At 71.1% G+C, this 24,238-nt stretch carries 24 protein-coding genes, 2 tRNA genes and 1 pseudogene; 18 read left to right on the forward strand and 9 right to left on the reverse strand.

Annotated features, from left to right (window positions below; genetic code table 11):
• Positions 1-3 precede the first annotated feature (3 nt).
• The 7 genes from B7K22_RS07305 to B7K22_RS11885 all read left to right on the forward strand — a co-directional run bounded on the left by B7K22_RS07305 (position 4) and on the right by B7K22_RS11885 (position 4,013).
• On the forward strand, positions 4-213 hold the full coding sequence (locus B7K22_RS07305; protein WP_144276285.1) for a hypothetical protein: 210 nt from the start codon (positions 4-6) through the stop codon (positions 211-213).
• Between the two features lie 24 nt (positions 214-237).
• Positions 238-1,038 (forward strand): hypothetical protein, encoded by an 801-nt coding sequence (locus B7K22_RS07310; protein ID WP_084039284.1) that lies wholly within the window; start codon positions 238-240, stop codon positions 1,036-1,038.
• Positions 1,039-1,539: 501 nt separating this feature from the next.
• Entirely contained in the window at positions 1,540-1,839 is a 300-nt protein-coding gene (locus tag B7K22_RS07320; RefSeq protein WP_084039285.1) for a hypothetical protein, read from the forward strand.
• A gap of 273 nt (positions 1,840-2,112) precedes the next feature.
• A complete protein-coding gene (locus tag B7K22_RS12085; RefSeq protein ID WP_159448803.1) occupies positions 2,113-2,289 on the forward strand; it encodes a hypothetical protein in 177 nt (58 codons plus the stop codon).
• A gap of 65 nt (positions 2,290-2,354) precedes the next feature.
• Positions 2,355-3,038 (forward strand): hypothetical protein, encoded by a 684-nt coding sequence (locus B7K22_RS11880; RefSeq protein ID WP_144276287.1) that lies wholly within the window; start codon positions 2,355-2,357, stop codon positions 3,036-3,038.
• A 230-nt stretch (positions 3,039-3,268) separates the two neighbouring features.
• Complete coding sequence (locus B7K22_RS12090) at positions 3,269-3,430, forward strand: hypothetical protein (RefSeq protein WP_159448805.1); 162 nt, start codon at positions 3,269-3,271, stop codon at positions 3,428-3,430.
• Positions 3,431-3,776: 346 nt separating this feature from the next.
• Positions 3,777-4,013, forward strand: coding sequence for a hypothetical protein (locus B7K22_RS11885; RefSeq protein ID WP_144276288.1), 237 nt, complete (start codon positions 3,777-3,779; stop codon positions 4,011-4,013).
• A 48-nt stretch (positions 4,014-4,061) separates the two neighbouring features.
• Here B7K22_RS11885 and B7K22_RS07330 read toward each other — a convergent pair whose 3' ends face one another.
• From B7K22_RS07330 to B7K22_RS07340, 3 genes are read right to left on the reverse strand one after another with little or no spacing between them, the layout of a single operon-like run.
• Positions 4,062-4,379 carry a helix-turn-helix domain-containing protein gene (locus B7K22_RS07330; RefSeq protein WP_084039287.1) on the reverse strand — a complete coding sequence of 106 codons (318 nt, stop codon included), beginning with the start codon at positions 4,377-4,379 and terminating at the stop codon, positions 4,062-4,064.
• The gene (locus B7K22_RS07335; protein WP_084039288.1) at positions 4,376-4,618 is read right to left on the reverse strand and encodes a helix-turn-helix domain-containing protein; all 243 of its coding nucleotides are present in this window, start codon (positions 4,616-4,618) and stop codon (positions 4,376-4,378) included. The genes B7K22_RS07330 and B7K22_RS07335 overlap by 4 nt, the downstream gene beginning before the upstream one ends.
• Positions 4,615-4,848, reverse strand: coding sequence for a hypothetical protein (locus tag B7K22_RS07340; RefSeq protein ID WP_084039289.1), 234 nt, complete (start codon positions 4,846-4,848; stop codon positions 4,615-4,617). Before B7K22_RS07340 ends, B7K22_RS07335 begins: the two co-directional genes overlap by 4 nt.
• 143 nt (positions 4,849-4,991) lie before the next feature.
• Between B7K22_RS07340 and B7K22_RS12095 the strand changes: the two genes are divergently transcribed.
• Both B7K22_RS12095 and B7K22_RS07345 read left to right on the forward strand, forming a co-directional pair.
• Positions 4,992-5,113, forward strand: a tRNA-Arg gene (locus B7K22_RS12095).
• A 352-nt stretch (positions 5,114-5,465) separates the two neighbouring features.
• Complete coding sequence (locus B7K22_RS07345; RefSeq protein WP_084039290.1) at positions 5,466-9,707, forward strand: hypothetical protein; 4,242 nt, start codon at positions 5,466-5,468, stop codon at positions 9,705-9,707.
• 23 nt (positions 9,708-9,730) lie between these two features.
• Here the strand turns inward: B7K22_RS07345 and B7K22_RS07350 are convergent.
• Both B7K22_RS07350 and B7K22_RS07355 read right to left on the reverse strand, forming a co-directional pair.
• A pseudogene (locus B7K22_RS07350) lies at positions 9,731-9,925 on the reverse strand (FmdB family zinc ribbon protein); the annotation flags it as partial.
• A 9-nt stretch (positions 9,926-9,934) separates the two neighbouring features.
• On the reverse strand, positions 9,935-10,582 hold the full coding sequence (locus B7K22_RS07355) for a 5-formyltetrahydrofolate cyclo-ligase (RefSeq protein WP_371327658.1): 648 nt from the start codon (positions 10,580-10,582) through the stop codon (positions 9,935-9,937).
• 96 nt (positions 10,583-10,678) lie between these two features.
• Between B7K22_RS07355 and glp the strand changes: the two genes are divergently transcribed.
• Genes glp through B7K22_RS07370 form a run of 3 tightly spaced genes read left to right on the forward strand, consistent with a single transcriptional unit; the run spans position 10,679 to position 13,532 of the window.
• Entirely contained in the window at positions 10,679-11,905 is a 1,227-nt protein-coding gene (gene glp, locus B7K22_RS07360) for a gephyrin-like molybdotransferase Glp (protein WP_084039292.1), read from the forward strand.
• Positions 11,906-11,908: 3 nt separating this feature from the next.
• Positions 11,909-12,484 (forward strand): GNAT family N-acetyltransferase, encoded by a 576-nt coding sequence (locus B7K22_RS07365; protein WP_144276289.1) that lies wholly within the window; start codon positions 11,909-11,911, stop codon positions 12,482-12,484.
• Between the two features lie 52 nt (positions 12,485-12,536).
• Complete coding sequence (locus tag B7K22_RS07370; protein WP_144276290.1) at positions 12,537-13,532, forward strand: hypothetical protein; 996 nt, start codon at positions 12,537-12,539, stop codon at positions 13,530-13,532.
• A 281-nt stretch (positions 13,533-13,813) separates the two neighbouring features.
• Here B7K22_RS07370 and B7K22_RS07375 read toward each other — a convergent pair whose 3' ends face one another.
• The 3 genes from B7K22_RS07375 to B7K22_RS07385 all read right to left on the reverse strand — a co-directional run bounded on the left by B7K22_RS07375 (position 13,814) and on the right by B7K22_RS07385 (position 18,165).
• The gene (locus B7K22_RS07375) at positions 13,814-15,097 is read right to left on the reverse strand and encodes a glycosyltransferase (protein WP_084039294.1); all 1,284 of its coding nucleotides are present in this window, start codon (positions 15,095-15,097) and stop codon (positions 13,814-13,816) included.
• The gene (locus B7K22_RS07380; protein ID WP_084039295.1) at positions 15,094-17,379 is read right to left on the reverse strand and encodes a glycoside hydrolase domain-containing protein; all 2,286 of its coding nucleotides are present in this window, start codon (positions 17,377-17,379) and stop codon (positions 15,094-15,096) included. Before B7K22_RS07380 ends, B7K22_RS07375 begins: the two co-directional genes overlap by 4 nt.
• A gap of 162 nt (positions 17,380-17,541) precedes the next feature.
• A complete protein-coding gene (locus B7K22_RS07385; RefSeq protein ID WP_084039296.1) occupies positions 17,542-18,165 on the reverse strand; it encodes an HdeD family acid-resistance protein in 624 nt (207 codons plus the stop codon).
• Between the two features lie 105 nt (positions 18,166-18,270).
• Here B7K22_RS07385 and B7K22_RS07390 point away from each other — a divergent pair.
• From B7K22_RS07390 to B7K22_RS07415, 6 genes are all read left to right on the forward strand, one after another.
• Positions 18,271-18,346, forward strand: a tRNA-Ala gene (locus B7K22_RS07390).
• A 72-nt stretch (positions 18,347-18,418) separates the two neighbouring features.
• A complete protein-coding gene (locus B7K22_RS07395) occupies positions 18,419-18,754 on the forward strand; it encodes a hypothetical protein (protein ID WP_084039297.1) in 336 nt (111 codons plus the stop codon).
• Positions 18,755-18,896: 142 nt separating this feature from the next.
• Complete coding sequence (locus B7K22_RS07400; protein ID WP_084039298.1) at positions 18,897-19,688, forward strand: transglutaminase family protein; 792 nt, start codon at positions 18,897-18,899, stop codon at positions 19,686-19,688.
• Between the two features lie 44 nt (positions 19,689-19,732).
• The gene (locus B7K22_RS07405; protein WP_084039299.1) at positions 19,733-20,956 is read left to right on the forward strand and encodes a glycosyltransferase; all 1,224 of its coding nucleotides are present in this window, start codon (positions 19,733-19,735) and stop codon (positions 20,954-20,956) included.
• On the forward strand, positions 20,953-22,209 hold the full coding sequence (locus B7K22_RS07410; protein WP_159448806.1) for a polysaccharide pyruvyl transferase family protein: 1,257 nt from the start codon (positions 20,953-20,955) through the stop codon (positions 22,207-22,209). The genes B7K22_RS07405 and B7K22_RS07410 overlap by 4 nt, the downstream gene beginning before the upstream one ends.
• 107 nt (positions 22,210-22,316) lie before the next feature.
• A complete protein-coding gene (locus B7K22_RS07415; protein WP_084039301.1) occupies positions 22,317-23,192 on the forward strand; it encodes a lysylphosphatidylglycerol synthase domain-containing protein in 876 nt (291 codons plus the stop codon).
• Here B7K22_RS07415 and B7K22_RS07420 read toward each other — a convergent pair.
• A complete protein-coding gene (locus B7K22_RS07420; RefSeq protein WP_084039302.1) occupies positions 23,170-24,201 on the reverse strand; it encodes an ornithine cyclodeaminase in 1,032 nt (343 codons plus the stop codon). The two genes, B7K22_RS07415 and B7K22_RS07420, sit on opposite strands and share 23 nt — an antisense overlap.
• Positions 24,202-24,238 lie beyond the last annotated feature (37 nt).

Below are 24,238 nucleotides of genomic sequence, written 5' to 3' on the forward strand. Positions count from 1 at the left end.
ACGATGACCACGACGCCCCCACGTGACCCGATGGCCGACTTCGCTCGCCAGCTGTTCGGGACCGCTGACCCTGAGCCCACCGCCGAGCCCGACACTCGCCCCGGCCCGCGCGCTCCACAGTCCAAGCGCACAGCCTCCGGCACGGACGTACTCGCGTACGGCAAGCACGGCGACATGAGCGACTTCACCCGCCGCCTGTTCGGGCGCGACTGAACACCCCCAACGAAAGGAATCACCATGACTACCGACCTCGACCGAGCCATCGCCCCGGCCCGCACGCACCAGTTGTCTGGCGTGATCTCATCCCTGCGAAACCTGGGACTCGACCTGCCGGCCAAGCATGCCAAGGCCATCGACACCGCGCAGACCCTCCCTGCTAGCATCGCAGAGCACGCGCCCACGCCTGACGAGGTGCTCGCCGCGATGGAGAAGGCACTCAAGGGCGGGAAGAACCCACTGGACTGCGAGGAAGCCCGTCGCTACGCCGCGGCGCAGATGCTCACCGCCCCCGACATCGCAGGCCTGAGCCGACGCCGTGCCGAGGCTGCGGTGAACGATGCCGTCGCACACGCCATCCCCGACGTGGTCGAGAGCGTCCGTCCCCTGGTCGAGAAGGCCGGCGAGGACATTGAGCACGCCTTCGCCAGCCTGGGCAGCGGATGGGTCAACCAGGCGTCGAACTCGTACGGCGGGGCGTCGCTGGCCGCATGGGCGAACGGCACCGAGGCCCTCAAGACCCTGCACAAGGTCGCCGGGCTGTGGGGGTCGATCATCAACCTGTCCAGCGTCAAGGCAGGCATGGGCGACAAGTGGCTGATCTTCGCTGAGCCAGATGCCGACCACCTCGCCATCCCGAGTGAGCGTCTCGACGCGCTGTGGCTCGTGCGCCAGGGCAAGCCCGTGGAGATGGCCACGCTCGAGACTCTCGCCCAGCGTCGCGCCAACGCAGCCGAACTGAACGCCGCGGCGCAGCGTGCCCAGCAGAGGAGCGACCTCGACGCTCGCACCAACCACATGAACCGCGTTCGCGTGAGCTAGCGAGTCGTCACAGCCGGTCCCGCGTCGACTCAACTGCTCGCGCGGGGCCGGCCCAGGGGGAGGTGCCCCCTCCCGGGGCGGCTCGGCTCACTCGCAGGCACTGAGCAATCCTTCCGCAGCAAATCTCAAATGACGAGCCCTTGAAAGGCCATGACATGACCACACGAGCCCCCACCGGCCTCAGAGCACCGGGCAAGAAACTCTGGTCCGCGGTGACGCACGAGTTTGAGCTGGCAGAGCATGAACTGGCTCAACTCGAGGAAGCGTGCCGGGTTCGCGACACGATCGCGAGGCTTCGTACGGCCCTCGAGAGGGACGGCACCATGATCGCGTCGTCTCAGGGGTCGCGCCTGCACCCGGCGATAGCTGAGATTCGCCAGCAGCAACTCGCGTTGGCGCGACTGCTAGCGACACTCGATGTGCCCGGCCTCGAGGATGACGACCTACCGGCCTCACGGGGCGTGCGCGGCGTCTATAGCCTCGGATCGCGGAGCGCGTGACATGCGCCGTCGGCGCCCAGCCGTCGAGGTACAGGACATCCCAGAGCATCTCGACCTGTTCGACATCGCGTATTGGCATCCCCTGCCCGCCGACAAGGCACACGAGCAATGGCTCGAGGCGCGCAGAGAGTGGATTGCAGCGCACCCGCTGTTCCCCCTCGAGCTGTGTGATGGCGACTACTTCGACGGCACAGGCTCGGAGTTCGTCGACGCCCGCGAGGCTTGGGAAGCGTTGCACGATCGGGAGCTGCCGTGGCCCGAGCGCGTGCCCGACGATCCGTTCGACCCCGACGATGTTTGACCACCAACTGTGCCGCGCCGGGTTTCCTCCTTTCCCCGTCGCTGCGGCCCCAGCGCCACCCCGCCGACACTTACCCCCGCCTGGCGGGGTGGCGAGCTGGGCCTACACCAACGAACGTGCGTGCCCCGTGGATGCCGACCTCGCGGGGGGGGGGGGGGGAAGTGGGCGTGGAATGCAATTGTTCACCCAGCGACGAGAATCAGGCGTTTCTAGTGCGTGTCAGAGGTGTGATGCACCATGATGAGACATACCGGCGAGAGTGGAGGCAACATCGTGGTTGAGGTTCTCGATCCCCAAGATGCACGCGAGCGTCGCGACGCACTCCTTCGCACTGTGCACCTCTCTGAAGATGAGCTCGCTGACCGGGCGGAGCGCTACGCCTTGACACTCGACGAACTCGAAGTCGCTGACGAGGTTAAGGGCCTGACGTTCATCATCGGCGACCGTTGACGTCTGCCGACGACGCGAGGCTCATTTCCGAGTCGAGCGCGTTCGCACAGCGTTGTAGCAACCTCGTGCGCTCGGTGGTCGGAGACCACTGCCCCGCATTCTCGGCGGTCGCCGTTGCCGGTGGTGACGCCGTTTTTGTTCGCCAAGAAGGCAAGGGCATTCCATTGCGGAGCAGTGACGGGCGCCTAGTCCTGTACCTTCAGGCAAAGTTCAACTGCCGCTTCAGCGCGATGCACGATTACCTCAAGGTCGAGCGATCGTCCTTCTCGGTCTTCCCAGCTCTCGACGAAACGCCGGCAGAGCCCGTTGTGCGCTACGACTTCAATGAAGATCCTGTGGGAGACGTTCCAGCTGCGCACGTGCAGTTCCACGGTTCCCACCGGGGCCTCGAAGCGGTCTTGGCGGTGTCCGGGGACTCAACTCGGCGTGGACGCCGCCGCCGCAGGGCCGCGGATCGCGGTGACGCTATGCACATCCACCGCCTGCACTTTCCGGTCGGTGGCCGACGTTTCCGACCCGCACTCGAGGACGTTCTAGAGATGCTTATTGTCGAGTTCGGGATCAGTCATGTCGAAGGCTCTAGGGAGGCGATAGCCGACGAACGCGAGCACTGGCGACGAATCCAACTGCGAGCGGCCGTGGCGGACGCTCCCGAGGTCGCAGTGCAGGAACTAGAACGGCGTGGCTACGTTGTCGACAACTCGAAGGCGGACCGCGTCGGCAGCCCTAATCGAATGCGCGAGGCCTAGTTGCGCGCGGATAGGATCCCTAGGATCGCCTGCCGGTCTTCGCAACTCACACGCAGATCGTTGGCACTGGGCGAGGTGTAGACCTCGACTGGGCTGTCGCGGCTCGCCACGTTGATTGCGAGGAATGCCGATCCTGGCCGCAACCGTTCGACATTGCGTGCATCACTCGCGAGCCCTCGGAGCCCCGCAAGTTCCGTCCACTGACCGCACCGGAGCGCTACCGTCGGGTCATGGAGAAGCGTAATGGCGTGTGGACCTCGCAAACGCGCGAGGATGACGCTCGAGACATCGCGTCGCTCGCGCGGCGCATCGCTGAGTCGACTGACGACCCGCAGGTCAAGGAGTGGGCCGAGAAGATTCGCAGGCTCGCGCGAGACCTCGAGGACAGTTAGCCCAGTGGACACACCACCGCCCCACCTAGCCGCAATGGTCGGGTGGGGCGGTGTTTGTGTCCGACGCGCAGGAGATGGTCCGTCGCTCCGCGTTCGCGCTAGGAAAGGCGATTCGCGCTGGGCAAGAGACCGGGACGATTCGCCGTCAAGGGTAAGAACGTGGTTACACCCAACAACTTCCGATGCCCACCGACTTCGCAAGCCACGACGAACCGATGGGCAACGAGGCCGGCATCTACCAGATGTCCGACGGCCTGGACGAGGCTGAGTTCGAGTCTGCTCTGTCCGAAGCCCGCGCCGAGGGCAACGTCTCCCGCGCCAACGTCGTGCGCGCTAGGGTTCCCTCATGGAAACCGTTGCAGTCCGAGACATCCCCGAAGACTTCACCAAGGGCTCGTATCGCATCATTGTCGATGGAGACGAGTACCGTGTGAGCCGGTTTCAGTCGAACGTGATGCTCGACCGACTCGACACCAAGAGCCACATCGGAGAGGTCTATCCAGTAGAGGGGGGCTGGACCAGCGACGGCGCGCCAGTCGACGCGTCCCTCGAGGACGCCATCATGCGTTTTTTGACACGGTAACCGCCACCGCCCCGCCAGCCCAAGCCGACGGGGCGGTGCTCATGCGTGTCAGGCGCCCTGCATCGCCCAGCCCTCGCGCCGGGCAGCCTCGACAACCTCCTCGAAGTCGACCTCGACAGGCGCAGCGTCGACGTCCCCTGCGACCCCCGACAACACCGCACTCGTTCCGACGCGCAGTGCTCGAGCAAGTCTCGCCACGTGGTCGGTGTTGAACGGCAGATCGCCGTTGATCATCGTGGCGAGTTGAGTGGGACGAATCTCCGCGGCCTCTCCGAGTTGCTTGATGGTGAGGCCTCGCTGATCTGCCAACTCCGAGATCGTCGCACCGATGGCGAGCGCGAGGTTCGCCCCCTCGTGCCGACTCATGATGCCGCGGCTTCCGCTCGGTACATCACGTCACTCAGCCTCTCGCCGAGTGCGTTCGCCAGCACGCGCGCCTCATCGACCCGCATCTTGCGAGGGTGCCCGCTGAGCTTGTTGGCGACGGTTGACCACGCCATGCCGGTACGCCGTGCCAATTCAGCACGTGTCACCCCGGCCTCGTCTGCCATGCGCGCGAGCTCGCGGCTCAGAGCGAACGCGGGGTCGTAGTCCGCTGGCTTCATCGCGCATCCCCGAACGCGCGCTGCATCACATCGCCGGGCATCACGCCCCTGGCCCTGCAGGCGCGTACGAACGCGACGATGCCGATTTCCTCACCGTCCTCATCCTTGACGGGGATGCCGTAGTGCTCGAGGGCGAGCTGCCACTTCGCTTCGTCGAACACGCGCGCAACATCGCGGCCCGACTCATCTGCCTCGATGAGCACGTCAGTCGCTGTCTCGTACTTGGTCATGATTCCTCCTGTAGTTGTCGTGCGCGGCAGCGCACCATCGGAGGCCGTGCGCCCCCGAAGATCTGAGGGCGCGAGTCCGCGCCAGTCCGCAAACAGTCCGCAAGAACTCCACAAACGACCACTAACAGCCAATGGGCCGATGCGCGCGGGGAATTGGTTTGGCCTGCTATTCCGCAATGGCCGTCGGTGGCCACCAAGTGCCACCAACCGCCGGTGCGCTCTCCTAAAGCGGGTGTCGCGCGTTCGAATCGCGCCAGGCGCACCACCTCGCCCCACGTGCGGATCGCGAGCGCCAGAGCCGCCGCCCGTGAGCGCCGAGCCCCTGAGGCGTCTCGCGGGCGCCGACACCTTCATCGGCATCGGACCACGAGGCCGCTGCGTGTCCGGGTCGGTGTCCGACGGCACGCTGGAGACGGAGACTTAGGGCGTCATCATGGACGGCGCGTGCCACCCCGCCACCGGCTGCTGACGGCGTCACGCCGAGCGCTCTCGCGGCGCTACGATCTGCGTAACAGTGCGTGTCGGCTGCATAAGTCGGCGCGCACTGTCTCGTTCTCGGGGCGGGTGCGGCGGCGTGGTGGCGAGGTGCCTCAGACGCGGGCGGATACCGTAGGGGAGTGGTGGATTACATCGGACGCGCGCTGGTCGCCGACGCCCTTCGCGAGTGGCGCGAGCAGCTCCACGACCACGCGTCCGCGTCCCCGCTGCGCGACCTCGACGGCGCGCGCGCGAGGCTGATCGACATCCGCGCGGGCCACCCATCTGGACTGGCCCAGCTGTTCGCCTCGCGCCCCACCGCGGTCTCCGCGATCCTTCGCGACCCCCAGGTGCGCGAGGCCGGTCTGCATCGCGCGCGGCTCATGCTCGACGAGGCCGAGCGCGTCCGCGCGGCGACGGGGGCGTGGACGGCGGCACTCGTGGTGGGCACGGTCGCCTGGACCGAGGGCGAGCGCCCGGTCGAGATGCCATTGCTGATGCGGGCGATCGAGCTCGAGCGGTACCGCTCGGACGACGTTCAGGTGACGCTCGGCCCGCAGACCGAGCTCAATCCGGTGTTCCATGGCGTGCTGCGCGAACGCGCCGCCGTCGCCGGTCGCGAGCTGTCGTTGCCGCAGGTCGCGGGCGGGTCCGACTTCGATCCGCGTCCGCTGTGGGACGCCGTGCGCGAGCTCACCGACCTGCTCGGCGAGGACCTGGAGGTCAGGGACCGCCTCCTGCTGGGCGCGTTCGACGATCCCGAGCAGAGGCTGCTGGACGACCTCGACGACTGCGACCCCGTCATCGCAGGGTCGACCGTGCTCGCCGCCGCCGCCGGAGACCACGACGCGCGTGGCCAGCTGGGCGAGCCCCTGCCGGCCTTCCCCCGCGGTGACCGCGATCCCTTCGCCGAGCGCGGGGTGGGCGACCTCGACGACGTGCAGTTCGCGGTGCTCGACCTCGTGGCGACCGGCCGCGACGTGTTCCTGCAGTGCCCCCCTGGAGCCGATGCCGTGGGCATGGCTGCGGCGCTCGCGGCCGACGGCGCGGCATCCGGTCGCACGGTCGGTGTGATCGGCGGCGCTGAAGGCACGCTCGCGGCCATCGCCTCCCGGCTTCGCGCGCTCGGCGCCGCCGACCTGGTGGTGGACGCGACGGTGCCGTCGTGGAACGCGGAGGCCCGCTCGCGCCTGCTCGAATCCATCACGATGGGCACGCCGCCCGTCGACGATGCGGCACTGCGCGCCTCCGGCGAGACGCTGCTGCGCACGCGCGCCGAGCTGCACCGCCGGTTCGACGCCCTGCACCGCTCGCATCGCCCATGGGGAGTCAGCGCCTTCGAGGCCGTTCAGGCGATCGTCCGCCTCACCACGTCGGAGCCAGCTCCGGCCACGGGCCTCAGGCTCAGCACTCAGGCGGGCACCGTCGTGGCTGAGCACGGGTTCGCCTCGGTCGCGTCTGCGCTGAGCGCGGTGGTGCGCCCGCCGACCGCTGACGCCGAGCCCGAGCAGGAGCGTCAGCCCGCGCCTGTCGACACTTCTGGGCACGAGCCGTGGTGGACGGCGGTTGCGGAGCCCGAGCAGGGCGCGCGGCTCGACGAGGCTCTCGCGACGCTGCTGGGGCGCGTGGTGCCCAAGCTGCGCGCCGAGGCCGCGATCGCCGCGCACGAGACGGGCGTGGATGAGGCCGGCTCGATGCTCACGTGGATCGACCAGGTGCACATGTTCGAGGACCTGCGCGAGATCCTCGAGATCTTCTCACCCGCCGTGTTCCATCGTTCGCTGCATGACCTCGTCGCCGCCACCGCGCCCCACGGCTCGCCGCGGCACGTGGACCTGCCACGTCGCGAGCGCCGGGCGCTGATGCGCCGTGCGGTCGAGCTGCTGCGGCCGGGGCGCGGCAAGGAGTCGCTGCACGCTGACCTGGTGCGCGCGCACGAGCTGGCGCTGCGCTGGCGCTCCCACTGCTCCGCGGGCGGCTGGCCCGCCGTCCCCGACGACTACGACATCTTCACGGAGCGCGTCGCGGAGGCGACGGCCCTGTGGGAGACCCTGCGCGTGCCCGTCGAGACCGTGGGCGAGGAGGCCGAGGTCGCGTCGCAGCCGTGGGATGACATGGTGAACCTCCTCGACCGGCTCGGCCAGGGGCTGCCGGGCATGCTCGAGTTCGCCGGAGCCGAGCCCCTCGAGATCGATGTCGAGGCGACGGGGTTCTCGCCGCTCATCGACGATCTCCGGGGACGGGACGCCTCCGACGCGCAGGTCCGCCGCGACCTCGAGTTCGCGTGGTGGGCGGCGGCGTTCGACGCGATCGTCACCGCTGATCCCTCGCTGACCGAGTATGGCGCTCTCGGCGACGCTGTCGAGCGGTTCCGCGGTGCCGATGCGTCCTTCGCCGAGTCTCGCATCGGTCCTCTCATGCGCGCCGCCGCGGAGCGACGGCGCACGGCGATCGCTCGGCACCCCGACGTGGCACGCGACCTGTTCGCCGCGCTGGTCGAGGGCGGGAACGCATCCATCAAGGAGCTGTGGCGTGACTATGGGGCGCTGACCTCCGCGCTTCGGCCCGTGCTCGTGTCGAAGGCAGAGCAGGTGTCCCGACTCGCGCCGCCCACGCGCGTGTTCGACGTGGTCGTGCTGGTGGCGAGCGAGTCCCTCGCACTCGCGGAGCTGGTGCCGGCTCTCGCCCGAGCCAAGCAGGTGGTGGTCGTGGGCGACGCCCACGCCGCGACGCGCTCGGCCGTCGCCGCGCTCGCGTCGATGCTCCCTCGCGTCACTCTCCACGCCACCCCGCAGCCACGCGATGTCCGTGTCACCGCCGTTCTCTCCCGCGCGGCGTACGGGCGCAGTCTCGAGGCCCTCCCCGCCGCCCAGGACGCAGGCGCCTTCGCAGTCCACCACATCGACGGCGTGGGTGCTCCCGTCGCGGGCTCCTCGGTGGTCGAGTCCACGCGCGCCGAGGTGGCTGCCGTGGTGGAGCACGTCGAGCGCGCGCACGCCTCGCTGCCGCGCCGCTCGCTCCAGGTGATCGCCGGCAACGAGCTGCACGCCTCGCGCATTCGCGACGCGCTCGCCGAGCGTTCCGCTCGACTCGCTGCGACCGTCCCTGTCGCCGCGCTGGGAGACGTCGCCGGACCAGTGGTGGATGAGGCAGTGCTCGCCCTGGGCTTCGCGCGAGACGCACGCGGCACCGCGCCAGAGCTGCTGGGGGTGCTGTCCGAGCCCTGGGGCCACGAGGCGTTGGTGCAGGCGCTCGTTGCGACGCGCGAACGGCTGGAGGTGTTCACCGCGCTGGACCCCACGCATCTGCCGAGCGACTCACCTGAGGGCGCGGGCGTCGACGATCTGCGAGACCTCCTGCATGCCGCGTCCGAGCGTGCGATCCCGCCCGAGCGGCCCGAGCCCGCGCCCAGCGACTGGCTGCTCGCCGACGTGGCGCAGCGGCTGCGTCTGCAGGGCTACGGCGTGCACGTGCGCTACGGAGCCGGACCCGATGCGGTGCCGATGGTCGTGGGCGGCAAGCGCGAGCGCGGCTATCGCGTGGCAGTCGTCACCGACGAGGCCGCGCCCGCGGGGTCCGCATCGCTTCGCGACCGCATGCGGTGGCAGCGCGCCTCGCTGGAGGCCCTCGGCTGGACCGTCGTCCCCCTGTGGACCATCGACGTCTTCATGGACCCTGATGCCGCCGCGGCACAGGTGGTCGAGGTGCTTGAGCACACCGACCCGAGCGGCGTGCAGGACGCGCTGGAGATCGAGCTTCCGCCGGTTGCGCAGGCGGCGCCGGTCGACGACGACTCGGCTCCCGAGGCCGACGGTGACGCCGATGTCGAGGTGACGACTGCGCCGGCCCCCGAGGTCGACGCTGACGCCGACCTCGAGGCCGCCGATACGTCTGCTCCTGGGGCCGACGGCGACAGCGACCGCCCCGGCGCATCGGCTCTCCAGGATGACCGTGACCTCGACGACGACCCGGCCACAGCCTCGCCCACATCGTCAGACGACGAGGGCGACGAGGACGAGGCGGGCGGCGACGACGGCCCGGCCGCCGCATCGGCCCCCGACGCCGATGACGACCGTGAGGGCGACGCGGCGAGCGCATCGGCGGCCGAGGTGCCGGGCATGCTCGACCTCGATGGCCTTGGCGACGACGGCGCCGCAGGCGACGAGGGCGACGATCCCGACCCCGACCCCGAGCGTGATCCCGAGCCCGAGTCGAGCGCTGGCCCGGCTCCTGTGCCGCCGACGCTGCCTGTCACCTCACGCGGCGCCGACCGCCCGCTGATCCCCACGCGCGCGCGAGAGGACCTCGACGAGAGCTGGGGCGGCGCCGACCATGACAGCCGGGACGACGAGATTCTCCGGGAGCGGCCACCGCACTGGTGAGCCGCCGGGCGACGTCAGGAGTCGGACGAGCTCTTGGCCGCGGCGCGGGAGTCGGTGCGGTAGAAGCCGGAGCCCTTAAAGGTCACGCCGACGTTGCCGAACACGCGGCGAACGGCACCATCGCAGGACGGGCAGGCTTCAAGCGCATCGTCGTGAATCGACTGGACAGCATCGAAGGTGTGTCCGCAGGCGCGACAGGCGTAGGCGTACGTGGGCATGCGCGTATTCTACGCCGTCAGAGAGGTGAATCCCTCCGGCGTGATGACGGCGTGGACGCCCACGTCGTGCGCCTCGCGCGGCAGCGGCAGGTCGTCGGGCCCGCGGAACTCCGCGGCGAAGGCGAGCGCGACGATCGGCACGCGCGGATCCAGGCCCTCGAGAGCGCGGTCGTACCAGCCTCCGCCCTGCCCGAGCCGGGTTCCGCGCGAGTCGACGGCGAGCGCCGGCACGACCACGACGTCGGCTTCGCCGATCGCGTCGGAGCACAGGAACTCGCCCGACGGCTCGGGCGGGCGGCCAGGGGCGCGCTCGATGAGGTCCTCGGCGCCCTGGTAGGGGGACCAGCCGCGCTGGAGGCCGTCGCCCAGGCGCGGGATCAGCACGCGCACGCCCCGCTCGTGGAGCGCCTCGATGAGCGGCAGGGTCCCGGGCTCGTGGGCGCGCGAGGCGTACACGGACACGCATGTGGCCCCCGCGATCGCAGGCATGGCGAGCACGTGGTCGCGCAGCAGCAGGGCGAGCTCCTCGCGCCGACGCTCCGAGCGGTGCAGGCGGGCCTTGCGGATCGACGTTCGCAGCTGCGCCTTCGCGTCCTCCGGAGCCGGTGCGCGGGTGCCTTGCTGTGACGTCGACATGCCACCCATCATGTCAGTCATGTGCGTCCGGCACCTGACGCGCGCCGCACGACGTCGCGGTTGGCTGCTGGGCCGGCGTTGTTTGCCCAGCCCTGTGCGCCACGGGACAATGGCGTCATGACCGCTCGCAGCCTGGCCGACCACCGCGATGCCGTGGCAGCGGCGCTGAGGCCGAGCCTCGTCCTCGACGTCCTGCTGGCCGACGCGGTGGGCGCGACGCTCGCCGAGGACCTCGTCGCTCCTTCCGACCTGCCGCCCACGCCAGTCGCCGAGCGCGACGGCTACGCGGTGGTCGCGGCTGACACGGCGACCGCCAGCGCCGATGCGCCCGTGTCGCTGGCCGTCTCCCATGACGTCAGCTTCGACGTCCGCGCGCCGCGCAGGCATGTGCGGGGGGCCGCGGCGCGCGTCCCCTCGGGTGCTGCCGTCCCCACGGGAGCCGATGCGGTGGTGGCCCTGTCGGACACCGACATGGGTGTGGCGAAGGTGGGGATAGCGCGGCCCGTCCAGCGCGGCGAGGGTGTGCGCGAGGCCGGGTTCGACGCGCGCGGAGGCACCGTACTGGTTGCCGCCGGCACCAGGCTGGGCCCGCGTCAGGTGGCAGCTGCGGCCGCGCTCGGCCGCGCACGTGTGCGCGTTCGCCCGGTGCCGCGCGTCGTCGTGCTGGCCGTGGGCGACGAGCTGATCGAGCCGGGCACCTCTCGACCTGGCGGCGGGGTCGCGGAGGCCACCACCCACATGATCGCCGCCCTGGTCCAGGAGGCCGGTGCCAAGCCGTATCGCGTGGGGGCGGTGCCGGATGACGCGCTGCAGCTGCGCGGCGCGATCGAGGACCAGCTGGTGCGCGCTGACATGGTCATCACGACTGGCGGGCTGTCGGACGGACCGCAGGACACCGTCGCGGACGTGCTCGCCCGCATGGGCCGCTTCACCGCCGTCGACCTGCAGCTGCGCCCCGGGCGGCGGCACGGGCTGGGCGTCATCGATGCCGGTGACCGGGAGGTGCCGGTCGTGGCGCTGCCGGGCTCCCCCGCCGCTGCCGCCATGGGGTTCGAGGCCTACGTGCGGCGCGCGGTGCGCGTGCTGTGCGGTCACCCCAACGTCGAGCGGGCTCCCTTCGCGGCGCGTGCGCGCCGCCGTTGGATCGCGGCGCCTGGGGTCGTGACGGGCATGCCGGTGGTCGTCGAACGCGATGCTGACGGGATGCTGTCCGTGACGCCCCTCGGAGCCGAGAACCTCTCGCTCGCTGACCTCGCCAGGGCCGATGCGGTGGTCTGGTCCGGCCCCGATGCGCACGTCTTCGACGTCGGCGACACGGTGTCGTGCACCGTGTGGGGGGGCTAGCCGGTGAAGCCCGTCGAGCTTCTCGCCGGCCCGATCACTTTGCGTGCCCTCGCGCGAGCGGACGAGACCGCGTGGATGGCGGTGCGCCGCCGGCACCGCGCCTGGCTCGCGCCGTGGGAGGCCGCGTCGCCCCCCGAGCGCGCCGAGAAGACCGTCACGTTCCCGCAGCTCGTGCGACGGGAGCGCGCCCAGTGGCGAGAGGAGTCGGCGTATCCCTTCATCGTGGAGCACGACGGCGAGCTCGTGGGTCGCGTGAGCGTGTCCGGGATCCGCTGGGGAGCGGAGTGCGGCGGCTCGATCGGCTACTGGATCGCGCAGTCGCACGCCGGGCGGGGGATCACGCCGCGCGCCGTGGCGCTCGCGACCGAGTTCGCTTTCTCGCGGGGGCTCCACCGCCTCGAGATAGCAGTGCGGCCCGAGAACGTCGCGAGCCTGCGCGTGGCGCACAAGCTGGGCTTCCGCGAGGAGGGTCTGCGCCCGTCGTACCTGTACATCGACGGGGCGTGGCGCGACCACACGATCTTCGCTCTCACTCAAGGTGAGCCGCGAACCGGCCGATATTGGTCGGATGGCTCCTGACACGCCGCGCGCCATCCGCGGCTGAGCAGTCCCCGAGCCGTACCGTCGTGGCATGGTTCCCGTTGGACTTCTCGCGATCATCGCTCTGGGTCTCGTGGTCGCGTACGTCCTTCCGCAGCGTGTCCGCGAACGCGGCGAGTACGCGCTGGTCCGCGTGGATGACCGGTACTCGTCGGACATGCGGGTGGTGAGGTCGTCGGCGCAGCGCGTCGGGCGTGCCGCCGCGCGCCCCTCCACCGACTCGGGGGAGATGCCGCTGCTGCGCACGGGTGCTGCGCGGGCCGATGCTCGCGTCGAGCACATGTCGCGCCCCGCCACGCCCCTGGATCGCGCTGCGGTGCACGCACGCCGGGAGCAGTACGCGATGCGGCGCGACCGCGCGCGAGTGGGCGCTGCCCGGGCTGCGCAGGCGCGCCGCCGCGGGCTCGTCGCGCTCGCGGCGACGGTGATGACGCTGATCGCGTGGGGCCTCGTGGCCTTCGCAGGGGCGTCGGCGGTCCTGGGTGCGGTCGCGACGTCCGTCCTGGTAGGGGTCGTCACGTCGAGCACGCGCGCCGCGTCGGCACATCGTCGAGCCGACGAGGAGATGGTCGCCGTGTCGCGCGAGGTCGAGGCCGCCGCGACCGCGACGCAGGCGCTGCGGGTGGTGTCGCGCGAGCGCGCAGCCGGTCACGAGGCCGAGCCGTCGGACGTCGCGACGCAGGCCATCCGTATCGTCACCGCGGAGGACCTCGCACCCCTGGCCGTGCCCGCCGCGATCCCCGCTCCCGAGCTTCCCGCAGTGGAGGAGGATGCCGGAGCGCCGTGGGTGCCCCAGGGCGTTCCCGCTCCCGCATACACGCTCAAGTCCACGGTGCGTCAGCGCGAGGCGCGGCCCATCTCGGACGAGGACTACGACGCCGCCGCAGCCCGCGCGGCCCGATGGGGCGACCTGCGTGCCAACGACGCTCCCGAGCGCTCGACCGCGGCGTATCAGCTCGACGAGGCCGCGCCGACCACCGCCGCGCTCGACGCGATCCTCGCGCGGCGCAAGCGCGCGTCAGCGTAGAGCAGCAGCGGGGCGCAAGCGCGCGTCAGCGTAGGCGCACACCGCGTGCGCGGTGCGGGCTGTTGCGGGCTGCCGAGCCGCGCCCGCACGGGTCGGCACGACACCTGAGCGCCCTCGCGACTCGCGCTGCTCGCACCCATCAGTCGTGAACGCGCGCATGCGTCGGTTCCTGCGGGCGATCGGGCCGCCGTCCCCGCGGGAACCTGCGAAGATGCACTTCCTGCGGGCGATCGGGCCGCCAGACCCTCGCGATCCGTCGGAGCCGCCGCCGGCGCCCGCGGTCAGTGGTGCGCCACCACCGCGACCTTCTCGAAGAGCCGGTCGAACACAGGCTCGCGATCGAACTGCATGGCGAACACCCGCGCCCGGGCGCGGTGAGCGGCCCGCGCTGCGGCGCTCATCCCGAGCACGGCCGTGTCGATCGCACCGGCGATCGCGGCCGGATCCTCCACGGGGACCATGAGCGCCGTGTCGCCCACCGCCTCGGGGATGCCTCCCGTCGGGCAGGTGATCACCGGCCCGCCGCCCGCCAGCATCTCCTCGACGAGCGCGATCCCGAACGTCTCCGTGAACTCCCGCCCAGGCTTCGACGGCAGCGCGTAGGCGGCGCAGGCCGCCATGAGGTGGGGCTTCTCCTCGTCGCCCACGTCGTCGAGGAACACGATCCGGTCCGCGGCGTCCGAGCTGGCGGCATGCGCGCGCAGCGCCTCGGCGTCCGGCCCCCGCCCGGCGATGACCAAGGTGGTCGAATGCCCCGCCATCGAGGCCGCGAAGCCGTCGATGAGGTCAGCGACGCCCTTCGAGAACCCGAGCCGCGACAGATACAGGATGTACCCGTCTCGCGTGAGGCCGCGGGCGGCGAGGAACCGCTCCGTGTCCGCGGGGTCGAGGTCAAGGTAGGCGGACGTGTCGATCGCGGGGAAGGAGATGCCGATGCGGTCGCGGCACCGGGGCGCGAAGCGCGTGCCATGCCGGGCGTCGATCTGTTCGGCCGCCTCGACGATGACGTCCTTGGTGTACTGGGAGACGGCGACGCAGACGTCCTGCTCGAGGTAGGCGGACAGCACGTGGGCCGCCGCGCCGAAGCGGTCGGCCTCGACGCACTCCTGCACCACCGCCGTGACGTCCGAGCCCACGGCCTCGGCGATGGTGGTGACGTCCATCGGCAGTCCCGTCGAGCGTGCGACTCGCACCGCATCGGCGACCGCGAGGGTGTGGGGCGACAGGTACAGCGACATGCACACCGTGGGGACCCCGTCGGTGAACAGCTCGACGAGCCGTCCGACGAGCCCGGAGAGGTAGCGCCCGTCGGGGATCTTGTACCCCCCCACGGGCTCGGGGCGCTCCACGGTGATGCCAGGGCTGTAGGGCAGCACGCTGTCGACGGGCTTGAGGGGCAGCCCGGTCCGCTCGAGCAGCTCGATGGGCCACGACAGGATGCGAACGTCGTCGAAGCCGCGCGCGAGGGCGGCCTCGGCCAGGTTGCGCGCCTCGCCGGAGTGACCGCAGATGACGGGATCGGCGCGGACGACGATGACCAGCCGGCGGTCGGGCTTGACGTTCATGATGTCTCCTCGATGACCTCTGGCGCCGATGCGGGGATCGGCTCGGGCTCGACCTGGAAGGTCGGGTTCGGGTGGGGCGGCTGGGCCCCAGCCGGTCGGAAGGATGGGGGCCGATGCGCTCGTCCCCAGTCGCTCGGCTCGGGACCGAGCGAGATGTGAAGCCTGCCGCCCTCGTGGAGGTCGGTCCCCGACAGCCACGATGAGTCGAGCGATGCACCGTTGAAGCTGACGGACTGGATGTACTGCACAGGGCCGCCCGGCGTGGGCTCGACGAAGCCTGAGGTGTCGATGGTGAGCGACCCACGGGCCATGGGCATGGTCGAGTAGCGGAAGGCCGGTGGATGGATGAGGAAGAGGTTCTGGCCCGCCACGGGGAACAGCCCGAGCGCCGCCCAGAGGTACCAGCTCGACAGTCCGCCCGAGTCGTCGTTGCCCGGCAGGCCGCCGCGCCCGGTGCCGAACTGCTGGGTCACGATCGCGTGCACGATCTCGGCCGTGCGGTCCGGGCGGCCCGCGTAGTAGTAGGCCCACGGGGCCTCCATGTCGGGCTCGTTGTTGAGACCCTCGAAGCGGCCCAGCTCGTACCCTGCCGTCATCTCCTCCGACGACGGGGACTCGCCAGGCTGAACCACCGCATCGGCCCCATACCCGAAGAACTCGTCGAGGAGCGCGACGAACCGGTCGTCGCCGCCCGCCAGAGCGATGCGCCCCTCCATGTCGTGCTGGAGGCGGAACGAGTAGTTGTGCCGCGTGCCCTCGTAGTAGGTGGAGTCCTTGAGCAGACCTGTGCTCGCGTCGTAGGCGTTGACCCACCGCTCGGCGAGCTGGTCGAACTCCTCGGCCAGCGCATCGTCCCCGACGACGGACGCGACGTGTCGCGTGCACCAGTAGCCGAACGCAAGGTCGAGGGTGTGGCTGATGGGGTGCGCATGCCCGTGCAGCAGGTAGTCCTCGCCGTAGGTGCGGCGCAGGTCGGTGGCGAGGTGCACGAGCGCCCAGTCCCAGTCGATGCCCGGCAGCCCGAGCTGGCAGATGTCGGACAGCAGGGTGTGCGCGAGGGCGCTGCCCTGACGCCCGAAGCGGTCGGAGCCGCGAGCCATCCGGTAGCCGATGGGCAGGTTGCCCTCCTCCTCGCAGATCGTCAGCAGCGCGTTCGCGAGCTCGACGGACTTGTGCGGCAGCAGGGCGGTGAGCAGCGGCAGCTGGGTGCGATAGATGTCCCACATGGTGGAGACGTCGAACACCCACGGCCCCTTGGCGGGCCAGAAGGGGCTCTCGTCAGCGGCGAACGACGGCTTGATGAGCGAGTGATACAGCGCGGTCGCGAACACCTGACGACGGGCGGGGTCGGCGGTCTCCACGCGGATCGCGTCCAGCCGCTCGCGCCATTGCTCCTCCGTGTCGGCTCGCCTGCTGTCGAAGGCGGGAACGACCTCCGCGGTGTCGCGGTGCAGGTTCTTGCGCGCCTGTCCCTCGCCGCGCAGCGAGAAGCCGATCCGCAGCTCGACGGTCTGGCCGGCCAGCGACGGACCGGCCCACATGAGGCCGAAGGGGCGCAGAGTGGTGGGCCGGATGTGGTCGAGGTCGAGCCGGGTGCCGCCCGGCATGAGGCGCCGGTCGTACCAGAGCATCTGACGCCAGCCCTCGACGTCGCACTCGAGGTGCACGGCGAGCGGGGCTCCCTCGACAACGATCTCGCCCTGGGCCACGCCCGGTGCGACGGACTCGAGGTGGCCGCGCAGCGGCACCGTCGCCCCGTAGGGGATCTTCAGGCCGCCCATCGAGAAGTCGACCACGACGCGGGCGTCGCGGTGCTCGGGGAACGTGTACCGATGGATCGCGGACTTGGGGCCCACGGTGATCTCGGCTCGCACGCCGGAGTCGAGCGTCGCCGCGTAGTACCCGGGGTTCGCGGCCTCCTCAGTGAGCTCCCAGGTGCGTCCCAGCACGTCGAGCGGTTCGAGCATGGGGCTCACGCGGAAGTAGTTGTAGTACTTGCGGATCGCTCCCGTGCCTGACTGCTGGAAGTGGGTGAAGCCCGAGGCGTGGTCGCCGTCGTGCAGCCGCGGCGGCAGCCCCTCGGTGGACAGGTCGAACGGGCCGTAGCCGGTGGGGTAGCCGCCCGAGTACGCGCATGCGCTCACCATCCCCAGCGGGTACGTGGCGCCCGGGTGGGTGTTGCCGACCTGCGGCTTGGGCCACCACCAGGTCGCGGCCAGGCCGGTCTGCGCGGGCAGGTCGGTCCGGCCCGTCCCGATGAAGGGATCGACGTCGTCGAACACTGTGGCCTCCGTTCCCGCGCGCTGGACCGCCCTCGCTCCCGCCGTGACACTCCTGACGGTACGGCCGCGGCTTTGCGCGGCCGTTGCGACTGTGTGACGGTCTGATGACGGCCGATGCGCCGGCTGGGCGGTCGCTCTCGCGACAGGCGGGCGCCGGGCGGGTCAGGCGTCGATGGTCGCTGGACCCTTCGGGACGGCCTTGCCCAGCATGTATGCCTGGATGAGTCCCGCGACGCCGAGGAGCACCAGCGACACCCCCGTGACGATGACGAGAGCGAGGGCGCTCCAGCCGGGGACGACGAGCACCACGATGCCGGCGATGATCGCGATCGCGCCGCGCAGGTATCCCCACGCCGAGCCCTGGCCCCGGCCCGTCTGAGCCAGCGTCGCGATGCCCTCGATGATCCATCCGATGCCGATCAGCACCACCACGATGAGTGTCAGGACCCCGGTGGCCGCCGCGAGATTCTTCAGCACCACGATGCCGCTGATGAGGAGGAACAGGCCGAGGATGATGTTGAGGACGCGGAAGCCGGTCGAGCTGTCGCCCATGAAGATGCCCACGCCGATGCGCACGACGCCCGTGATCGCGAAGAACGCTCCGGTGAGCGCGCCGAGCACCACCAGCGTGGCCTCGGGCCACACCACGAGAGCGACGCCGATCGCGAGGGCGAGGAATCCGAGGACGCCGATCATCACGCGCGCCATCCCCACCGCCTTGCGGCCGAGTTGATCCGCGTCGAGCGCGATGCCATCGAGGTTGAACTGCGGGGACTGCTGCGACATGGCTGCTCCTGTCGGGTCGGGTGATGCCTCGACCTCATGCTAGCGACGGATGCCTCGCGAGTGTCGGACGAGTGTGCGCAGGTGGTAACCTGTCATCTGCACTTTGGGGCTGTGGCGCAGTTGGTAGCGCGTCTCGTTCGCAATGAGAAGGTCAGGGGTTCGATTCCCCTCAGCTCCACCACCGAGGGCCGCCTGATGATCAGGCGGTCCTCTGCCGTTTCGGTGCACTGGTCTTCGCCGTGAGGGAGGCGCCGTGAGCGACGCGCAGGACATCGAGTCGCGGTGCGACTATTGCGGCAAGGTCGTTTCCGACCGGGGCTGGATCGGCCTCGAGGTCTCGAGACCCAGGGTAGCGCCGGAGGAAGCCAACTATCCCTTCCCTGACTACCTCAACGAGATCTTCTGCAGCCAGGAGCACGCGGCCCTGTGGCTACAGCAGCCCCTCCCCGACCCCGAGCCGGTGAAGCCGTACGTACCTTCCTGGCGGGAGCGGCTCATGGACGTCGGTCTGGTGAGTGCACTCGTGGTGACGGTCGCCTTCGCCGCGGTCGGGCTGACCCTGACGCTGCGGTGGCTCCTGTTCGACTGACCGGCGCGATGCGGACGTGCGGCCTGCACCGCCGTCCCGACCGAGGCGGTCACCCGCCTCAGCCGACGTGCGAGGCCGCGAGGCCCGCGCATCGGCCCTGTGCAGTCTCGTCAGCCGGCCCAGGAGGTGAGACGATGCCGCCATGACACGCGACGTGCGCTCCAGCCTCACCATCGATGCGAGCGGCCCCGTCCGCCTGGTCCTCGCGATCGCCGTGGCAGAAGGGCAGCGGGTGAAGGAGACCCTCGCCGTCACCCAGGACGGCCAGCCCGTCGAGGTCCACGAGCTCAGCGAGGAGCATGGCGGTCGACTCCACTCGTGCGACGTGACGCAGGGCCGCATCGAGGTCTCCTACTCTGCGACGGTCGACGGCCGCGCCGAGCCGGCCCTGTTCGACCCCCTCGACGAGATCCGCTATCTGCGACCGAGCCGCTACTGCGAGTCGGACACGCTGCTGGCGGTCGCGGCGGCGGAGTTCGAGGGACTGGCCTCCTTCGAGCTGCTGGCGGCCGTGTCGAGCTGGGTCGGGACCCGGCTCACCTACGATGGCGCGTCCACCGACCCCACCGATGGCGCCGCCGCGACCCTGCTGTCGCGCCGCGGCGTCTGCCGGGACTTCGCCCACCTGGTCGTGGCGCTGCTGCGCGCGCTCGACGTCCCCGCCCGGGTGGTCGCCGTCTACGCCCCCGGCCTCGAGCCCATGGACTTCCATGCCGTGGCGGAGGCGATGATCGACGGCCAGTGGTGGGTCGTGGACGCGACCACGCTCGCGCCGCGCCAGAGCATGGTCCGCATCGCCACCGGGCGCGACGCCGCTGACACGGCGTTCCTCACGAGCATCGGCGCCGACATCCAGCTGGTGTCGATGGAGGTCGTCGCGACAGCCGATGCACTCGCCGAGGACGACGTGCGCGCGCCGGTCCAGCTCGGGTAGCCGCGGCGCGGGGCACCGAGGTCCTCCCGCACTACGGTGGAGCCGTGGACATCCTGGTGGTCGCCTCGACCGTGCCGGCGCACGCCGACGATGCGGTGCCGCGGTTCGTGCTCGACCAGGCGCTCGCGCTTGCTGCAGGCGACCCGGGCGTGACGGTGCGGATCCTCGCGCCGCACACGCCAGCGTCGCGCAACCGGCAGTGGCCACAGGCCGAGTCCGCTGACGGGCGCGTGACCCAGGATCGGTTCTCCTACGCGCCGCGCTCGCTCGAGACGCTGACCGCGCGCGGCATCATGCCGGCGATTCGCGAGCGCCGCGCGATGGCGGCGGTGGTGCCGCTGCTGGTCGCGGGCGAGCGCCGTGCGCTGGCCAGGGAGGTCGCCCGCACCCGGCCCGACGTGATCTACGCGCACTGGTTCACTCCACAGGCGATCGTCGCAGCGGGGGTGGCGCGGCGCGCGGGCATCCCGTTCGGCTTCACGACCCATGCGGCCGACGTCGCCGTCCTGCGGCGGCTGGGTCCGGTCGGGCGATCCGTGGTGCAGCGCGTCACCGGCAGGGCCTCGTTCGTGACCGCCGTGAGCCGCCAGACCGCGGAGCGGCTGCTGTCCTTCTACCGTGCCGAGCTGCGCGGCAGCGTCCGCGGCCGGATCGCCATCGCCCCCATGGGCGTGAACCTGCCGGAGCAGCCCGCTGCGCCGGGCGATCCACACGCCGTCGCGGTGATCGCTCGGCTGGTCGAGAAGAAGGGCATTCAGGTGCTGCTCGAGGCGTGGCCGGCGGTGCGCGCCGCCGTCCCCGACGCGCGACTCGTGATCGCCGGCGACGGGCCGATGCGCGGGCAGCTGGAGCGGCAGGCGAGCGGCCTCGACGGAGTCGAGTTCGTCGGCTTCGTCACGGGGGACGCGAAGGCTGCGGTCGAGTCCGGGGCCGGCATCGTGGCGGCGCCGTCCGTCTCCGCTTCCGATGGGGACGTCGATGGGCTGCCCGTCGCGGTGCTCGAGGGCCTCGCTCGAGGTGCGTTCGCCGTGGTGAGCGACGCCTCGGGCGCTCAGGACATCCTCGGGGGAGGTCCTGCCGGAACCGTGGTGCCCGCCGGCGATCATGCCGCCCTCGCATCGGCCCTCATCGATGCCATGCGACGCGGCGACGGCGAGACCGACCGCGACGCGGCCGCCGCGCGTGCCGTGGCGGAGACGGTCAGCTGGGACCACCTCGCCCCCCGGATGCTGGCCACCCTGCGGGCTGTGGCAGGGTTGCCCGCGTGAGGGTGCTCGTCGTCAACTCGGACCTCGCCGCGAACCGCGGGGACCGCGCCATCGCGGCCGGCCTGGTCACGCTGATCCGCGACGTCCTCCCGGGAGCGGACATCACGCTCGTCTCCCAGCATGCCGAGCGAGACGCCGCATGGTTCGGCACCGAGGTGCTCGCGCAGGGCATCCACTCGCTGTCGCCGCTGGGCCTCGTGCGCCTCATGCGCGCCGCACGGAAGGCGGACGTGGTGCTGTGGGGCGGTGGCGAGCTCTTGAAGGACTACACGAACCGCCTGGGCGTCTGGTACTGGGCGGTGAAGATGAGGTGCGTGGCCTGGGCCAACCCTCGGGTGATCGGAGTCTTCCAGGGCATCGGCCGCACCGAGGGGGCGTCCAGCCGGCGTCTCATCGCCGCGACGGTGCGCCGCACGCGCGCGTTCCTCACCCGCGACGAGCAGTCGAAGGGGCTGCTCGAGTCATGGGGAGTCCCGCCCGGCCTGGTGACCGCGAGCTTCGACAGCGCGGTCTACGCAGCGGGTGTGCCCGATCGCGAGCTGCCCGAGGGGCTGACCGACCTGCTCCCCGACCGCTACGCGGTGGTGGCACCACGGCGCTGGTTCCACTACGCCCAGGGAGGCTGGCTGCCCCACCGGTGGCGTCGCGGCTCCGGCACCTCGCGCGGTGGCGGCGGCTCACGACGCGCCGAGCTGTTGACGCAGCGCCTGGTCGCGGCGATCGACGCGCTCGTCGAGTCGCACGGCGCCGTCGCCGTGGTCCCCATGCACATGGACGAGGACCCCGCGTACGCGATCGAGCTGCGAGCGCGCGCCGCCCGACCCGACCGCGTGGTCGCGCTCACGGCGGACTCGCTGGGTCCTGAGGATGTGCGCGCGGTCATGGCCGGCGCGGACGTGGTGGTCGCGCTGCGACTGCACGCGGGCATCGTCGCGATGTCGGCAGGCGTGCCCACGCTCACCTACTACTACGTCGACAAGGGCAGGCTCTTCGCAGGCCAGGCGGGCGCGAGCGCCTATGCGCGCCCCATCGAGAGACTTCTCGAAGCCGATGCGCTCGCGGAGCTGGAGGGCCTCGTTGCCTCGGTCGAGGCGGACGGGGCGCAGCGGGACGAGTCCGCAGCGCGGCTGGCCGACATGCGCGATCGGCTGCGCGAGGACTTCGAGGCCGCGCTCGCCCAGGCGGGCGTGACGACCGCGGCGGCGAGCCCCGGTGAGCGGGGCGCTGACGAGACGCTCGGGGACGGCGCATGACGGGGGAGTCGACGGGGCGCGCCGAGGTCCCCGCCCGTCCGCCGGCGCCCGCGCCAACACGCTCCCGGTGGCGCACCGGTGCGACGTGGGCGTTTTACGCGGCGATCGTGGCGGCGTTCGCCTGGTTCGCGTGGACGGTCGACTGGCAGGCGCTCCAGGGGATCGACCTCGGCTGGGCATGGGTCGTCGCAGCCACGGCCGTGGCGATCGCCTTCCGCTACCTGGGCGTCGTGGTGTGGCGCGTCGTCCTCGTCCGGCTCGGCGCGCGCCGCATGCCTCCCATGCGCGTGCTCGCCGACGTCTACGCGCGGGCGTGGCTCGCGCGCTACATCCCCGGCACGCTGCCGTGGATCGCCGGCAAGATCTACCTGGCTGCCGAGCAGGGCATCTCGAAGTCCCGCCTCGCCGTGTCGACGCTGGTCGAGTCGGCGGCGCAGGTGGTCGCGGTCGGTGCGGTTTCGCTCACGCTGCTGGCGACGGATCCGCGCCTGGGCGAGATCTCACCGACGCTTCGGGTGCTGGTGGCCGCAGGCGCGGTGGCCGCGTTCGTCGCGATGGCCCCGCCGGTCTTCAATCGCCTTCTGGTGCTGGGCTTCAGGCTGCTGCGGCGCGGGGCCGCCGTGCCGGTGGGGTGGCCCGTCGTGCGCGACGCGGTGCTGCTCTACGGCGGCGGAGCTCTGCTGTCGGGGCTGGCGTATGCGCTGCTCATGCGCTCCGTGGTGCCGGACGCCGTCGGCCGCGACCTGCTGTTCGCCGTGGGCGCGTTCGGCTTCGCGGGCGTCGTCGGAATCCTGACGCCCTTGGTTCCGAGCGGCCTGGGGACCAGGGACGCGACCCAGCTGGTGCTGCTGCTGCTGATCCTGCCCGCGCCCACCGCGGCGCTCGTGGTGCTGCTCAGCCGCGTGTGGTCCGCAGCTGTGGACGTGCTGTTCTGGGCGATCGCCGCCGGGTGGGCGAGGCTCAGGCCCGTGCGTGCTCCGTGACGGTGAGACCGAACAGGTCCTTGGGGTCAGCCGGATCCGCGATGAGGTCGATCTCCTCGACGAAGTCCGTGCCGTGCACGGACGCGAGCAGGAATCGCAGCGCGGAGAAGTCCTCCATCGCGAAGCCCACCGAGTCGAAGACGGTGATCTGCGCATCGGCCGTGCGCCCCGGCGCCTCGCGGTTGAGCACGTCCCACAGCGCCGTGACCGGGAAGTTGGCCGGCATCTGCTGGATCTCGCCCTCGATGCGCGTCTGCGGCTCGAACTCGATCGCGACCACGTCCGCCTGCGTCAGGATCGCCGCCTCCAGCTCCGTCTTGCCGGGGCAGTCGCCGCCGATGGCGTTGACGTGGACGCCAGGCTCGATCATGTCCGCCGTCAGGACCGTGGCATTGGTCTTGTCGGCGGTGCACGTCGTGATCACGTCGGCGCCGGCGACGGCGTCCGCTGCCGACGACGCGCGGCGCACGCGCAGGCCAGAGCCCCGCATGTTGCGCTCGAACTTGTCGAGAGCGGCCGGATCGGTGTCCCAGACGGCGACGGACTCGATGCCCACGGCGGCCCGCATGCCGAGCGCCTGGAACTCCGCCTGGCTGCCGGCGCCGATGAGGGCGAGGTGAGTGGAGCCGGGACGCGCCAGCGCGCGCGCCGCCACTCCCGAGGTCGCCGCGGTGCGCAGGGCGGTGAGCAGCGTCATCTCGGCCATCAGCACGGGGTAGCCGCTGGACACGTCGGCGAGCACGCCGAACGCCGTCACGGTCTGCAGCCCGCGCGACGGGTTGGAGGGATGGCCATTGACGTACTTGAAGGCGTACTGCGCGCCGTCCGAGGTGGGCATGAGCTCGATGACGCCCACAGGGGAGTGCGAGGCGATGCGAGCCGTCTTGTCGAACCGACGCCAGTGGCGCAGGTCCTCCTCGACCGCGTCCATCATTGCCGCGACGATGGGCTCGGCTCCGACGGTCGCGATCCACCGCCGCATCTGCGGCACTCCCACGAACTGCACCATGTGCCGCCTCCACCTGAGCTCCATGCCGCGCGCCTGC

This window comes from Demequina sp. NBRC 110053, from assembly GCF_002090095.1.
Taxonomy (GTDB): Bacteria; Actinomycetota; Actinomycetes; order Actinomycetales; family Demequinaceae; genus Demequina.